Annotated in this window: 13 protein-coding genes; 11 read left to right on the top strand and 2 right to left on the bottom strand. The window is 69.8% G+C overall.

From position 1 onward, the window contains the following. Positions 1-94: 94 nt before the first annotated feature. Together METRZ18153_RS0103170 and METRZ18153_RS0103165 are read left to right on the top strand one after the other, a co-directional pair. Positions 95-577, top strand: coding sequence for a VOC family protein (locus METRZ18153_RS0103170; RefSeq protein WP_020163380.1), 483 nt, complete (start codon positions 95-97; stop codon positions 575-577). Next, on the top strand, positions 578-943 hold the full coding sequence (locus tag METRZ18153_RS0103165) for a YciI family protein (RefSeq protein WP_020163379.1): 366 nt from the start codon (positions 578-580) through the stop codon (positions 941-943). Positions 944-1,281: 338 nt separating this feature from the next. On the opposite strand, the gene msrA is transcribed toward METRZ18153_RS0103165, so the two are convergent. Together msrA and msrB are read right to left on the bottom strand one after the other, a co-directional pair. Continuing rightward, entirely contained in the window at positions 1,282-1,875 is a 594-nt protein-coding gene (gene msrA / locus METRZ18153_RS0103160) for a peptide-methionine (S)-S-oxide reductase MsrA (protein WP_020163378.1), read from the bottom strand. Beyond that, complete coding sequence (msrB, locus tag METRZ18153_RS0103155; protein WP_020163377.1) at positions 1,872-2,345, bottom strand: peptide-methionine (R)-S-oxide reductase MsrB; 474 nt, start codon at positions 2,343-2,345, stop codon at positions 1,872-1,874. Before msrB ends, msrA begins: the two co-directional genes overlap by 4 nt. A gap of 222 nt (positions 2,346-2,567) precedes the next feature. On the opposite strand from msrB, the gene METRZ18153_RS0103150 reads away from it, so the two are divergent. The 9 genes from METRZ18153_RS0103150 (at position 2,568) to kdpE (ending at position 13,074) form a co-directional block, all read left to right on the top strand. Then, positions 2,568-3,266 (top strand): CDP-alcohol phosphatidyltransferase family protein, encoded by a 699-nt coding sequence (locus tag METRZ18153_RS0103150; protein WP_020163376.1) that lies wholly within the window; start codon positions 2,568-2,570, stop codon positions 3,264-3,266. Then, entirely contained in the window at positions 3,260-3,859 is a 600-nt protein-coding gene (locus METRZ18153_RS0103145; protein ID WP_020163375.1) for a lysophospholipid acyltransferase family protein, read from the top strand. The genes METRZ18153_RS0103150 and METRZ18153_RS0103145 overlap by 7 nt, the downstream gene beginning before the upstream one ends. Positions 3,860-3,903: 44 nt before the next feature. Next, the gene (locus METRZ18153_RS0103140; protein WP_020163374.1) at positions 3,904-4,848 is read left to right on the top strand and encodes a phosphatidate cytidylyltransferase; all 945 of its coding nucleotides are present in this window, start codon (positions 3,904-3,906) and stop codon (positions 4,846-4,848) included. A gap of 122 nt (positions 4,849-4,970) precedes the next feature. After that, positions 4,971-5,063 (top strand): potassium-transporting ATPase subunit F, encoded by a 93-nt coding sequence (locus METRZ18153_RS20460; RefSeq protein WP_081629055.1) that lies wholly within the window; start codon positions 4,971-4,973, stop codon positions 5,061-5,063. Beyond that, entirely contained in the window at positions 5,063-6,802 is a 1,740-nt protein-coding gene (kdpA, locus tag METRZ18153_RS0103130; protein ID WP_020163372.1) for a potassium-transporting ATPase subunit KdpA, read from the top strand. Before METRZ18153_RS20460 ends, kdpA begins: the two co-directional genes overlap by 1 nt. Before the next feature lie 13 nt (positions 6,803-6,815). Further along, the gene (kdpB, locus tag METRZ18153_RS0103125) at positions 6,816-8,900 is read left to right on the top strand and encodes a potassium-transporting ATPase subunit KdpB (protein WP_020163371.1); all 2,085 of its coding nucleotides are present in this window, start codon (positions 6,816-6,818) and stop codon (positions 8,898-8,900) included. 15 nt (positions 8,901-8,915) lie between these two features. Continuing rightward, entirely contained in the window at positions 8,916-9,497 is a 582-nt protein-coding gene (kdpC, locus tag METRZ18153_RS0103120) for a potassium-transporting ATPase subunit KdpC (RefSeq protein WP_020163370.1), read from the top strand. A gap of 119 nt (positions 9,498-9,616) precedes the next feature. Then, a complete protein-coding gene (gene kdpD, locus METRZ18153_RS0103110; protein ID WP_020163368.1) occupies positions 9,617-12,367 on the top strand; it encodes a two-component system sensor histidine kinase KdpD in 2,751 nt (916 codons plus the stop codon). Continuing rightward, on the top strand, positions 12,364-13,074 hold the full coding sequence (kdpE, locus tag METRZ18153_RS0103105; protein WP_020163367.1) for a two-component system response regulator KdpE: 711 nt from the start codon (positions 12,364-12,366) through the stop codon (positions 13,072-13,074). The genes kdpD and kdpE overlap by 4 nt, the downstream gene beginning before the upstream one ends. Positions 13,075-13,109 lie beyond the last annotated feature (35 nt).

Raw genomic sequence — 13,109 nt, 5'->3', positions numbered from 1 at the left:
CATCGGGCGCGCTGTCGATTTCGCACCGACTGCTTCGTCGACCGGGCAGGACCGGTGCGTGCCGGTTCACTTCACCCTCGAAGGAGATCCGGCCATGACCTCACCCCAGCCCGTGCCTGCGGGCATGCACACCGTCACCCCGCACCTCGTCTGCGACAACGCGGCAGCCGCCATCGATTTCTACGTGCGCGCCTTCGGCGCGACGGAAGTGATGCGCCTGCCCGGCAGCGAGGGCAGAATCCTGCATGCGCAGGTGCGCATCGGCGACTCGGCCGTCATGATCGTCGACGCCCACCCCGAATGGTTCATGCGCGACCCGAACAGCTACGGCGGCACACCGGTCGTACTGCACCTGCAGGTGCCCGATGTCGATGGGCTGTTTGCGCAGGCGGTGGCCGCCGGTGCGACGGCGCAAATGGCCCCGGAAGACATGTTCTGGGGCGACCGCTACTGCCGGGTGGTCGACCCGAACGGCCACGTCTGGGCCATCGCCACCCATGTGCGCGACGTGAGCCCGGAGGAACTGCTCGCCGCCAGCGCCAATCCCTGCCCTGAGAGCGTCACCAAGGAGACCTGAATGCCGCACATGCTGCTCATCATCGAACCGGTCGGCCAGCGCGCCACCCGTACCGAAGCCGAAGGCCGCGAGCTCTATGCACAGATGGTGGCTTTCGGCGAAGGCCTCGCCGCGCGCGGCCTGCTGATGGGATCGGAATCGCTGCGCGTCGAGTCGACGCGCGTACAGGTTCGCGACGGCCGTGCCCAGGTGGTCGACGGCCCGTTTGCCGAAGCGAAGGAAATGATAGGCGGCTTCTTCATGCTCGCCACCGACGACCGGCAGCAGGCGCTGGACATCGCACGCGCCTGCCCCGCCGCCGCCTGGGCCACGGTCGAAGTCCGCGGCTTCGGCCCCTGCTTCGACGACAGCAAGGCACCGGGCTGACAGCCGCTGCCAGCCGCATCGCGAGCAAGCTCGCTCCCACGAAAGCCTGGCCACAGCGGCTGATCGGGCATGTCCCTGTGGGAGCGGCCTTGGCCGCGACGCGGCCGTTGCAGTCCGCAGGCTTCGACACAGGCCGCTGTCGGGGTCAGAAGACCCCTCCCACAGGATCCCGGCTCCGGCCGCAGCGCCGGCGCGATCCGTGTGGGAGCGGCCTTGGCCGCGACACGGCCGTTGCAGTCCTCAGACTTCGACTCAGGCTGTTGTCGGGGTCAAGCCCCCGCCCACAGAGCCCCGGCCTCAGGCGGCAGGTCGACCGCTGCTCCTGCAGGAGCAGCCGCCTACTTCACACCCCACAGCTCGCGCAGGCGCGCGTCCCGGCCGCAGCTCCAGCGGTAGTAGGTGTAGCGGGCCGGATTCTTGCGGTAGTAGTCCTGGTGGTAGTCCTCGGCCGGGTAGAAGGTGTCGGCCATGCGGATTTCGGTGACGATGGGCGCCTTGAACGGCTTGCTCTTCTCCAGCGCGGCGAGCGAGCGCTTCGCCGCTTCGAACTGCGCCGCATCGTGAGCGAAGATCGCGGTGCGGTAGGGCGTGCCGATGTCGCAGAACTGACGGTCCTTCACCGTCGGGTCGATGCTGTGCCAGAACTTGTCGAGCAGGGCTTCGTAACTCACCTTCGCCGGGTCGTACTCGATCTGCACCGCTTCCGCGTGGCCGGTGGTGTGGGACGACACCTCCTCGTAGCTCGGATTGGCCGTCTTGCCGCCGGTGTAGCCGGAGGTGGTCTTGAGCACGCCGTCGACCTTGTCGAAATCCGCCTCGACGCACCAGAAGCAGCCACCGGCGAAGGTGGCGCGGGCGGTCGTCTGCGCCATCGCCCCGCCGCTCAGCGCAAGCAGCGCAACGAATCCGGCCAGCGTACGCAGGGTGCTCATGCCGCCGCCGGCGCGAAGCGCAGCGCCACGCCGTTGTTGCAGTAGCGCTTGCCGGTCGGCGCCGGGCCGTCGTTGAAGAGGTGGCCCTGGTGACCGCCGCAGCGCGCGCAGTGGTACTCGGTACGCGGAAGGATGAGCTTGTAGTCGGTCTTCGTGCCCAGCGCCCCCTGCAGCGCGGTGTGGAAGCTGGGCCAGCCGGTGCCGCTCTCGTACTTGGCGTTCGACGAGAACAGCGCGAGGTCGCAGCCGGCGCAGTGGTAGGTGCCGCGGCGCTTCTCGGCGTTGAGCGGGCTGCTGCCCGGGCGCTCGGTATCTTCCTCGCGCAGCACGGCGTACTGCGCCGGTGTCAGGCGCTTCTTCCACTCGGCGTCGCTCAGTTTCAGCGGCGCCGGCGTGTCGGCGCGCAGCGGCAGGGCGGCGAGGCCCAGGCCGTGCAGCGCGAGCAGGCCAAGCAGTTGGCGGCGGTTCATGGTGTGTCCTCCACGGTGTGGTCCTTGTGCGGCACTGATTTTCGGACGCCGGAGCGCCGGGCGGGGTTCCGCCGGCGCCACGTCCGGGGTCGATACCACAGCAGACCGCGCGCGATGGCGGATGCTTACATCGGCACGCGGTGACGCCCACCCATGACGGCCGCGTGCATTCCGGGCAGAATGCCAGCGCCGTATCCCACCACCCGTGCGGAGCCCAAGAACATGAACGATGCGGACGAACTGCCTCAGGCGAACAAGGATGCGGACGAGAATCGCCGTCCGAAAGACGAAACGGACGAGAACCGCCGTCCGATTGCCGCCCGCTCGGCCGGCTGGGCGCAGCGCAGTGCGGCCTGGCTGGCGCGCACCGACGTGACGCCGAACCAGATTTCCGTCGTCAGCATCCTGTTCGCTGCGGTCGGTGCGGCGCTGCTGCTGTGGTGGCCGACGCCCGCCGGGCTGGTCGGCTGCGCACTGGCGATACAGGGGCGGCTGATCTGCAATCTGCTGGATGGCATGGTGGCGGTCGAGGGCGGCAAGAAGTCGGCGCTGGGTGCGCTGTACAACGAATTCCCGGACCGCGTCGCCGACTCGCTGCTCATCGTCGCGCTCGGCTACGCCGTCGGCTGGCCGGCGCTGGGCTGGTTCGGCGCACTGGCGGCGGCGCTGACCGCCTACGTGCGCGTGTTCGGCGGTGCGCTCGGTCAGGCACAGAGCTTCCGCGGGCCGATGGCCAAGCAGCACCGGATGGCCGTGATGACCGTCGCCTGCCTGATCGGCGCCGGCGAACTGGCCTGGGCCGGCAGCCAGTGGGCGCTGCAGGTGGCCTGCATCGTTATTGCGGCCGGCTCGATGCTCACCTGCATCACGCGCACGCAGGGCATCGCCCGCCAGCTCACCGCCGGGGCTCCGTCATGCTGATTTCCGCGCTGCTGATCGGAATCACCCGCGCGCTGGTCGGTGCCGCGCCGCGCTGGCAGGGCAGCGCGCCGTCGCCGGCGCAGCGCATCTACTTCGCCAACCACTCCAGCCACATCGACACGCTGGCGCTGTGGTCGGCCTTGCCGCGCGAACTGCGCCGCCACACGCGGCCGGTGGCGGCCGCCGACTACTGGAACACCGACGCCGTGCGCCGCTGCATCGCGGTGCGCGGGCTGAACGCGGTGTTCATCGAGCGCCAGCGCAGCGAGGCGACGAAAGACCCGCTGGCACCGCTGACCGAAGCGCTCGCTGCCGGCGATTCGCTGATCATCTTTCCGGAAGGCACGCGCAACCTGCAGCCGCTGCCGGGGCCGTTCAAGGCGGGGCTGTTCCATCTGGCCGAGCGCTTCCCCGAGGTCGAACTGGTGCCGGTGTATCTGGAAAACCTGCACCGCTGCATGCCCAAGGGCACTTTCTTCCCGGTGCCGCTGATCTGCACCGTGCGCTTCGGCGCGCCGCTGGCGCGTATTGAGGGTGAAGACAAGACAGCGTTTCTGGAGCGCGCCCGGCGCGCGGTCATCGATCTGGCCTGAACCGACGCGGCCGGCCTGCGGCGCGACAACAAAAAGGAAACGGAATGAGCGCACAGGACAAGTTCTACTGGCTGATGGGCGGCATCGGTGCCGTGCTGCTGCTGTCGTCGCTGATCGGCTGGGTGCTGTCGCGGCGGGTCAGCGGCGAGTCGGGCCGCGCCGTGGTCGACAACCTCAATGCGCGCATCAAGGCCTGGTGGATCATGGTGGCCGTGTTCGCGGTCGCCTTCATGCTTGGCAAGATGGCCACCATCGTCATGTTCGCGCTCATATCGTGGTTCGCGCTGCGCGAATTCATGACGCTGACGCCGACCCGGCCGGGCGACCACCGCGCGCTGTCGGTGTCCTTCTTCATCGCGATCCCGCTGCAGTACGCGCTGATCGCCGACCAGTGGTACGCGCTGTTCTCGATACTGATCCCGGTCTACGGCTTCCTGCTGCTGCCTTCGCTGTCGGTGCTGGCGCAGGACACCGAGCACTTCCTCGAACGCGCGGCCAAGATCCAGTGGGGCGTCATGCTGACGATCTACTGCATCAGCCACGTGCCGGCGCTGCTGCTGCTCGACATTCCGGACTACGCCGGCCAGAACGCGCTGCTGCTGTTCTACCTGCTGCTCGTCGTGCAGCTGAGCGACGTGCTGCAGTACGTGTTCGGCAAGCTGTTCGGCAAGACGAAGATCGCGCCAGTGGTGAGCCCGTCGAAGACGGTGGAAGGTTTCGTCGGCGGCGCGCTGTCGGCCACCGCGATCGGTGCCGCGATGTGGTGGATCACGCCCTTCACGCCGCTGCAGGCGGCCGGCATGTCGGCCGCCATCGTCGTGATGGGTTTCCTCGGCGGGCTGGTGCTGTCGGCGGTCAAACGCAGCCTGGGCGCGAAGGACTGGGGCAGCATGATCCAGGGCCACGGCGGCATGATGGACCGCATGGATTCGGTCAGCTTCGCCGCACCGGTGTTCTTCCACCTCACGCGCTATTTCTTCACGCCCTGATCGTTCGCTGCCGAAGCCTGCAGGGCCGGCACGTTTACGCCGCGTATACAGCGGTGCCCGCGATTTATAGACCGTCTTTGCACGTGCCCGCCTAGTCTTCGCACATCGTCTGCGGAGGAATCATGATGGGAACGCTGTACGGAATCTGCGCCGCGCTGGCCGCGGCGCTGTTCGTCTATCTGCTGTGGGCGCTGTGGCGCGCGGAGGATCTGTGATGACCGCCCAGATGTGGATGCTGCTGGGCGCCTTCGTGCTGGCCGTCTGGCTGATCGCGCTGCCGCTGGGCCGCTGGCTGGCCCTGGTGTCGGAACGGGCACCGCGTCCGCTGTCCGGCATCGAGGCGGCGCTGCTGCGCGCCTGCGGTGTGAGTGGTGAGGAGCAGGGCTGGCGCGGCTACGCCGGTGCGCTGCTGCTGTTCAACCTGATCGGCGTGATCGCGCTCTACGTGCTGCAGCGGCTGCAGCCCGAGCTGCCGCTGAATCCACAACAGTTCGCCGCGCCGACCTGGGATTCGGCGCTCAACACCGCGGTGAGCTTCGTCACCAACACCAACTGGCAGGGCTACGGCGGCGAGTCGACGATGAGCCACCTGACGCAGATGCTGGGCCTGACGGTGCAGAACTTCCTGTCCGCCGCCACCGGCATCGCGGTCGCCTTCGCGTTGATGCGCGGCTTCGCGCGCAGCGGCGCGGGCGGCATCGGCAATTTCTGGGTCGATGTCCTGCGCATCACGCTGTGGCTGCTGCTGCCGCTGTCCTTCGCACTGGCGCTGGCGTTCGTAGCGCAGGGCGTGATCCAGAACCTGTCGCCCGACCTCGCCGTCACGCTGCTCGAACCGCTGCATGCCGATGCGGGTACGGTCGGCACGCAGACGCTGGCCATGGGTCCGGTCGCCTCGCAGGAGGCGATCAAGATGCTGGGCACCAATGGCGGCGGCTTCATGAACGCCAATTCGGCCCACCCCTTCGAGAACCCGACGGCGTGGACCAACGTACTGCAGATGCTGGCCATCTTCGCGATTCCGGCCGGGCTGTGCATGGCCTTCGGTCGCCTGGTCGGCGACCGCCGTCAGGGCTGGGCACTGCTGGCAGCGATGACCGTGCTGTTCGTTGCCGCGGTGGTCGGCATCATGTCGCTGGAACAGGCAGGCAACCCGCATTTCGCCGTGCTCGGCGTCGACCAGGCGGCCAGTGCGCTGCAGGCCGGCGGCAATATGGAAGGCAAGGAGGTGCGCTTCGGCGTCGCCGCCAGCGCACTGTTCGCGGCGATCACGACGGCCGCCTCCTGCGGTGCGGTGAACGCGATGCACGCGTCGCTGACGCCGCTCGCCGGCGGCATCACGATGCTGCTGATGCAGCTCGGCGAGGTGGTGTTCGGCGGCGTCGGTTCGGGGCTGTACGGCATGCTGCTGTTCGCCGTGCTGGCGGTATTCGTCGCCGGCCTGATGACCGGGCGCACGCCGGCCTACCTGGGCAAGAAGATCGAGCCGGCGGAAATGAAATGGGTGGCCGTCGCCATCCTGGTCACGCCGCTGCTGGTGCTGTCGGGCACCGCCCTCGCGGTGAGCAGCGAGGCCGGTCGCGCCGGCCTGCTGAATCCGGCGGCGGCCGGCTTCTCCGAAGTGCTGTACGCCTTCTCGTCGGCCGCCAACAACAACGGCAGCGCCTTCGCCGGGCTGTCGGCCAATACCCCCTTCTACAACCTGACGCTGGCGATCGCGATGGCGCTCGGCCGCTTCGCCGTCATCGTGCCGGTGCTGGCACTGGCCGGCGCGCTGGCCGCCCGCACCCGTGCCGTGCGCGATCCCGCCGCCGCGCAGGACGCCGCTATGCCGACGCACGGACCGATGTTCGTCGTACTGCTGGTGCTGACCGTGCTGCTGGTCGGCGCGCTCACCTACCTGCCCGCGCTGGCGCTCGGCCCCGTGGTCGAGCACATCAACCTGTATCGCTGAGGTTTTCAGGATCATGACGAACGCCCTTCATCCTTCGCGCCCGACTGCCGGTCTGCTTGATCCCGCGCTGCTGCGCGGCGCGGTGCGCGATGCCTTCATCAAGCTCAATCCGGCCGCGCAATGGCGCAATCCGGTCATGTTCGTGGTCTGGCTGTGCGCCGTGCTGATCAGCGCGCTGTGGCTGCAGGCGCTGGCCGGTCAGGGCGAGGCGCCCGCCTGGTTCATCGGCGCCAACGCGCTGTGGCTGTGGTTCACCGTGCTGTTCGCCAATTTCGCCGAGGCGCTGGCGGAAGGCCGCAGCAAGGCGCAGGCGGCCAGCCTGCGCAGCCTGCAGAAGCGCGGCACCGCGAAGAAGCTGCGCGCGCCGCGACAGGGCGAGCGCTGGGATCCGGTCGATACCGGCGCGCTGCGCATCGGCGACGTGCTGCTGGTCGAGGCCGGCGACACCATGCCCTGCGACGGCGAGGTGATCGAAGGCGTGGCCTCGGTGGATGAAAGCGCCATCACCGGCGAATCGGCGCCGGTCATCCGCGAAGCCGGCGGGGATTTCTCGTCGGTCACCGGCGGCACCCGCGTGCTGTCGGACTGGATCGTCGTGCGCTGCACGGTCAATCCGGGCGACAGCTTCCTCGACCGCATGATTGCCATGGTCGAGGGCGCAAAGCGGCGCAAGACGCCGAACGAAGTCGCGCTGACCATCCTGCTCATCGCATTGACGCTGGCATTCCTGATGGCCACCGTGACGCTGCTGCCGTTCTCGCTGTTCGCGGTGCAGGCCGCGCATCAGGGCGTGCCGGTGACCGTGACCGCGCTGGTGGCGCTGCTGGTATGCCTGATCCCGACCACGATAGGCGGCCTGCTGTCGGCCATCGGCGTGGCCGGCATGAGCCGCATGCTCGGCGCCAACGTGATTGCCACCTCGGGCCGCGCGGTCGAGGCGGCCGGTGACGTCGACGTGCTGCTGCTCGACAAGACCGGCACCATCACGCTGGGCAATCGTCAGGCTGCCGCCTTCCTGCCGGCACCCGGCGTCAGCGAACGCGATCTGGCCGACGCCGCCCAGCTTGCATCGCTGGCCGACGAAACGCCGGAGGGGCGCAGCATCGTCGTGCTCGCCAAACAGAAGTTCGCGCTGCGCGAACGCCAGCTGCTGTCGCACGACGCCGCCTTCGTGCCCTTCACCGCGCAGACGCGCATGAGCGGCGTGAACTGGGAAGGCCGGCAGATCCGCAAGGGCGCGGCCGAGGCGGTGCGCCAGCATGTCGAGTCGCTGGGCGGGCAGTTCGCGCCGGAACTGCTGCGCATCGTCGAGGACGCCGCCCGCCGCGGCAGCACGCCGCTGGTGGTGGCCGACGGTGCACGCGTGCTGGGCGTGGTCGAACTGAAGGACATCGTCAAGGGCGGCATCCGCGAGCGCTTCGTCGAACTGCGGCGCATGGGCATACGCACCGTCATGATCACCGGCGACAACCGGCTCACCGCCGCCGCCATCGCCGCCGAAGCCGGCGTCGACGACGTGCTGGCCGAAGCGACGCCGGAAGCCAAGCTGGCGCTGATCCGCCGCTACCAGGCGGAGGGCCGCATGGTGGCGATGACCGGCGACGGCACCAACGACGCGCCGGCGCTGGCCCAGGCGGACGTCGCGGTGGCGATGAACAGCGGCACACAGGCGGCGAAGGAGGCCGGCAACATGGTCGACCTCGACAGCAATCCGACCAAGCTGATCGAGGTGGTCGAGATCGGCAAGCAGATGCTGATGACGCGTGGCGCGCTGACCACCTTCAGCATTTCGAACGACGTCGCCAAGTACTTCGCCATCCTGCCGGCCGCCTTCGCCGCCACCTATCCGCAGCTCGGTGCGCTGAACGTGATGCAGCTCGCGTCGGGCGAGTCGGCCATCCTGTCGGCCGTCATCTTCAATGCGCTCATCATCGTCGCGCTGATTCCGCTGGCGTTGCGCGGCGTGCAGTACCGCGCGCTCGGCACCGCCGCGCTGCTGCGTCGCAACGGCCTGCTGTACGGCCTGGGCGGGCTCGTCGTGCCCTTCGTCGGCATCAAGCTCATCGACGTGCTGCTCACCGCGCTGCACCTCACCTGAATACGGAGTCCTGCCATGAACGCCGCACTGCATGCCCTGCGCCCTGCGCTGTCTCTGTTCCTGCTGCTGTCCGCACTGACTGGTCTCGCCTACCCGCTGCTGGTCACCGCGCTGGCGCAGACGCTGTTCCCCGAACGCGCCGCCGGATCGCTGATCCGCGACGGCGAGCAGGTGACCGGCTCGGCGCTGATCGGCCAGCCCTTCTCGTCGCCCGGTCACTTCTGGTCGCGCCCGTCGGCCACCGCGACGCAGCCCTACAACGGCGCGGCCTCCGGTGGCAGCAATCTGGGCGCGAACAACCGCGTGCTGGTCGACGCGGTGGCGCAGCGCATCGCCGCGCTGCGGGCGGCCGACCCGGACAACCGCGCGCCGGTGCCGGTCGATCTGGTCACCGCATCGGCCAGCGGCCTGGACCCCGACATCAGCCTCGCCGCCGCGCGCTATCAGGCCGCACGCGTGGCGCGGGCGCGCGGCCTCGACCCGGCCGCGGTCGAGGCCTTGATCGAGCGTCACGCGCATCACCCGTGGCTGGGCTTCGTCGGCGAGCCACGGGTGAACGTGCTGGCGCTGAACCGCGCACTCGCCGCGCTGCGCTGAGCATGGACCACGACCTCCTCGTGCTGCTGCTCGGTCTGCTGGCCATCGCCGCGCCGCTGGCGCTGGTCGTTTGGCTGGTCGTGCGCAGCGGCCGGCGTTCCGGGCGCTAGACTGCGACGATGACCGACGAACCGATACGCCCCGACCCGGACGCCCTGCTCGCCGCCGCACAGGCGGCGGAAGCGCGGGCCGCGCGCGGCCGGCTGAAGATCTACTTCGGTTCGTCTGCCGGCGTCGGCAAGACCTGGTCCATGCTTGACGCTGCACAGCGCCTGCGCGATCAGCAGATCGACGTCGTGGTCGGCATCGTCGAGACGCACGGCCGCAGCGAAACCGCGCAGCAGCTGCAGGGGCTGGAACTGCTGCCGCGCCGGGCGCTGACGGTGCAGGGGCGCACGCTGGAGGAATTCGATCTCGACGGTGCGCTGGCCCGCCGCCCCGCCGTGCTGCTGGTCGACGAACTGGCGCACAGCAACGCGCCCGGCTCGCGCCACCCGAAGCGCTGGCAGGACATCGACGAACTGCTCGACGCCGGCATCGACGTGTGGACCACGGTGAACGTGCAGCACATCGAAAGCCTGAACGACGTGGTTGGCGGCATCACCGGCATCCGCGTGCGCGAAACGGTGCCCGACCACGTGTTCGATTCCGCCTCCGAAGTGGTGCTGGTCGACCTGCCGACCGACGATCTGCTGCGCCGGCTGCGCGAAGGCAAGGTGTATCTGCCGGAGCAGGCCGAGCGCGCGGTGAAGAATTTCTTCCGCAAGGGCAACCTGATGGCGCTGCGCGAACTGGCGCTGCGCCGCACGGCCGAGCGGGTCGAAGAGGACGTGCGCAGCTACCGGCGCGAACACGTTGCGCAGGCCAGCCGCGCGGTGTGGCAGGTAAGCGATGCACTGCTCGCCTGCGTCGGCCCGGACGCCGGCGCCGAGCGGCTGGTGCGCGCCGCTGCCCGCCGGGCGGCGCAGGCCGACGCGCCGTGGCACGCCATCTACATCGAGACACCGGCGCTGCAGCGCCTGCCCGAAGCGCGTCGCCGCGCCATACTGGCCACGCTCAAGCTGGCCGAGTCGCTGGGCGCGACCACTGCCACGCTGACCGCGCAGGACGCCGCCGTGGCCGCCGTCGCCTACGCGCGCGAACACAATCTGGGCACGCTGGTGACCGGCTACTCGCTGCGCGGCCGGGTCGGCACGCTGTGGCAGCGCGCCAGCGGGCGCAGCCATTTCGGCGAACGGGTGGCGGCGCTGGCGCCGGAAATCGAATTCATGGTGATCGCGCGGCGCGACGACAGCGGCCCGCTCTCGTCATCGCCCTCGCCCGCCGACGACGAGGACGGCGAGGCAGTCGCCCGCTCGCTGCGCGGCTACCTGTGGGCCGGCGCCTCCTGTGCCGCGGTGACGGTGCTGGCGACACCGCTGCTGCCCTACTTCGACCTCGCCAACATCGTCATGCTCTTCATGCTGGCGGTGGTGGCGATCGCCGTGCGCCACGGTCGCCGGGCGGCACTGGCGTCGGCCGTGCTGAACGTGCTGGCCTTCGATTTCTTCTTCGTGCCACCGCGCTTCACCTTCTCGGTCAGCGACGCCGAATATCTGATCACCTTCGCCGTCATGATGGCGGTCGGTCTGGTGATCGGCCAGCTCACCGCCTCGCTGCAGTACCAGGCGCGCGTTGCCCGCTACCGCGAGGACCGCGCGCGCAGCCTGTTCGAAATGGCGCGCGATCTCGGTCGCGCGCTGACGCTGGAACAGGTGGCCGAGATCGGCGAACGCGCGGTCGAGCGCGCCTTCCGCGGCCACGCCGCACTGCTGCTGCCGGACGCGGCCGAACGGCTGGCGCCAGCCTCGCCCGACAACGACCGCTTCGCGCCCGACGTCGGCCTTGCGCAGTGGGCCTACGACCACAGCGAACCGGCCGGTGCCGGTACCGGCACGCTGCCCGGCGCACCGGCGCTCTATCTGCCGCTGCAGGCGCCGATGCGCACGCGCGGCGTCATCGCCGTGAAGCCGGCGCACGCGCGGCTGCTGATGATTCCGGAACAGCGCCAGCTGCTCGACACCTACGCGGCGCTGGTCGCCATCGCCATCGAGCGCGTGCACTTCGTCGCCGTCGCGCAGGACACACTGCTGTCGATGGAATCCGAACGGCTGCGCAATTCGCTGCTGGCGGCGCTGTCGCACGACCTGCGCACGCCGCTGACCGCGCTGATCGGCATGTCGGAGAACCTGTCCGGCGCGCTGGCGCGCGAGGGGTCCGCCCACGGGCCGGCCATCGCCGCCATCGTCGAACAGGCGCGGCGCACCGCGCAGCTGGTGAACAACCTGCTCGACATGGCGCGGCTGCAGGCCGGCGCGGTGGCGCTGCGCCACGACTGGCAGTCGCTGGAGGAACTGGCGGGCAGCGCGATCCGCGCCATCGAGGGCGCGCTGGCACGGCATGTGGTGCGCGTCGACCTGCCGCCCGACCTGCCGCTGCTGTACGGCGACGCCGTGCTGCTCGAACGCGTGCTGGTCAATCTGCTGGAGAACGCCGCCAAGTACACGCCGGCCGGCACGACGATACGCATCACCGCCGCGCGCGACGGCGACACGATCGCGGTCGAGGTGAGCGACGACGGACCGGGCCTGCCGGCCGGCGATCCGGAAGACCTGTTCCGCAAGTTCACGCGCGGCGAAGCCGAGTCGAGCACGCCGGGCGTCGGCCTCGGGCTGGCCATCTGCCGCGCCATCGTGCGCGCGCACGGCGGCGACATCGGCGCCGCCAACCGGCCGCCGCCGGCACACGGCGCGGTGTTCCGCTGGACCCTGCCGCACCGCGACGCGCCAGCAGGCACCGATCTGCCGCCTGCGGCAGACTGTGCGGCATGAGCAGCCTGCAGCCCCCGGTGTCCCGCGTACTGATCATCGAAGACGATGCGGCGATACGCCGTTTCGTGCGCCAGGCGCTGGAGGAGGCCGGGCATCAGGTGTTCGAGTCCGATGGACTTCAGCGCGGCCTGATCGAGGCCGGCACGCGCAAGCCTGATCTGCTGGTGCTCGATCTCGGCCTGCCCGACGGCGACGGCGTCGACCTGATACGCGATCTGCGCGGCTGGAGCAGCGTGCCGGTCATCGTGCTGTCGGCACGTACCGGCGACGACGACAAGATCGCCGCGCTCGACGCTGGCGCCGACGACTACCTGATCAAACCGTTCTCGGTGGGCGAACTGATGGCGCGCGTGCGCGTCGCGCTGCGCCGCCGCGGCGGCACGCCGGCCGATGCCGCAGGCCCGCTCAGCTTCGGCGACTGCGAACTCGATCTGGCGCGCCGCCTGATCACGCGCGCCGGCGAGCCGGTGCACCTGACGCCTGTCGAGTACCGGCTGCTCGCCACGCTGGCGGCGCACGAAGGCCAGGTGCTGACGCACCGCCAGCTGCTGCGCGAGGTATGGGGCCCGAACAGCGTCGAGCACGGCCACTACCTGCGCATCTACATGGGCCATCTGCGGCGCAAGCTCGAAGCCGACCCGGCGCGGCCCGCACATCTGCTGACCGAGACAGGCGTGGGCTACCGCTTCATCGCCGACAGCCGCTAGTCCCCGCCCGGCCGGGAGCGGTGTGCGCCGTGGGG

Source organism: Methyloversatilis discipulorum, from assembly GCF_000385375.1.
GTDB lineage: Bacteria > Pseudomonadota > Gammaproteobacteria > Burkholderiales > Rhodocyclaceae > Methyloversatilis > Methyloversatilis discipulorum_A.
The sequence above is the reverse complement of the archived record's forward strand: the minus strand, read 5'-3'. Positions and strand labels throughout refer to the sequence as shown.

Excerpts from the sequence above, each read along its gene's own strand:
- METRZ18153_RS0103170 (WP_020163380.1), top strand. The coding sequence starts at position 95 with ATGACCTCACCCCAGCCCGTGCCTGCGGGCATGCACACCGTCACCCCG.
- METRZ18153_RS0103165 (WP_020163379.1), top strand. The coding sequence starts at position 578 with ATGCCGCACATGCTGCTCATCATCGAACCGGTCGGCCAGCGCGCCACC.
- msrA (WP_020163378.1), bottom strand. The coding sequence starts at position 1,875 with ATGAGCACCCTGCGTACGCTGGCCGGATTCGTTGCGCTGCTTGCGCTG.
- msrB (WP_020163377.1), bottom strand. The coding sequence starts at position 2,345 with ATGAACCGCCGCCAACTGCTTGGCCTGCTCGCGCTGCACGGCCTGGGC.
- METRZ18153_RS0103150 (WP_020163376.1), top strand. The coding sequence starts at position 2,568 with ATGAACGATGCGGACGAACTGCCTCAGGCGAACAAGGATGCGGACGAG.
- METRZ18153_RS0103145 (WP_020163375.1), top strand. The coding sequence starts at position 3,260 with ATGCTGATTTCCGCGCTGCTGATCGGAATCACCCGCGCGCTGGTCGGT.
- METRZ18153_RS0103140 (WP_020163374.1), top strand. The coding sequence starts at position 3,904 with ATGAGCGCACAGGACAAGTTCTACTGGCTGATGGGCGGCATCGGTGCC.
- METRZ18153_RS20460 (WP_081629055.1), top strand. The coding sequence starts at position 4,971 with ATGATGGGAACGCTGTACGGAATCTGCGCCGCGCTGGCCGCGGCGCTG.
- kdpA (WP_020163372.1), top strand. The coding sequence starts at position 5,063 with ATGACCGCCCAGATGTGGATGCTGCTGGGCGCCTTCGTGCTGGCCGTC.
- kdpB (WP_020163371.1), top strand. The coding sequence starts at position 6,816 with ATGACGAACGCCCTTCATCCTTCGCGCCCGACTGCCGGTCTGCTTGAT.
- kdpC (WP_020163370.1), top strand. The coding sequence starts at position 8,916 with ATGAACGCCGCACTGCATGCCCTGCGCCCTGCGCTGTCTCTGTTCCTG.
- kdpD (WP_020163368.1), top strand. The coding sequence starts at position 9,617 with ATGACCGACGAACCGATACGCCCCGACCCGGACGCCCTGCTCGCCGCC.
- kdpE (WP_020163367.1), top strand. The coding sequence starts at position 12,364 with ATGAGCAGCCTGCAGCCCCCGGTGTCCCGCGTACTGATCATCGAAGAC.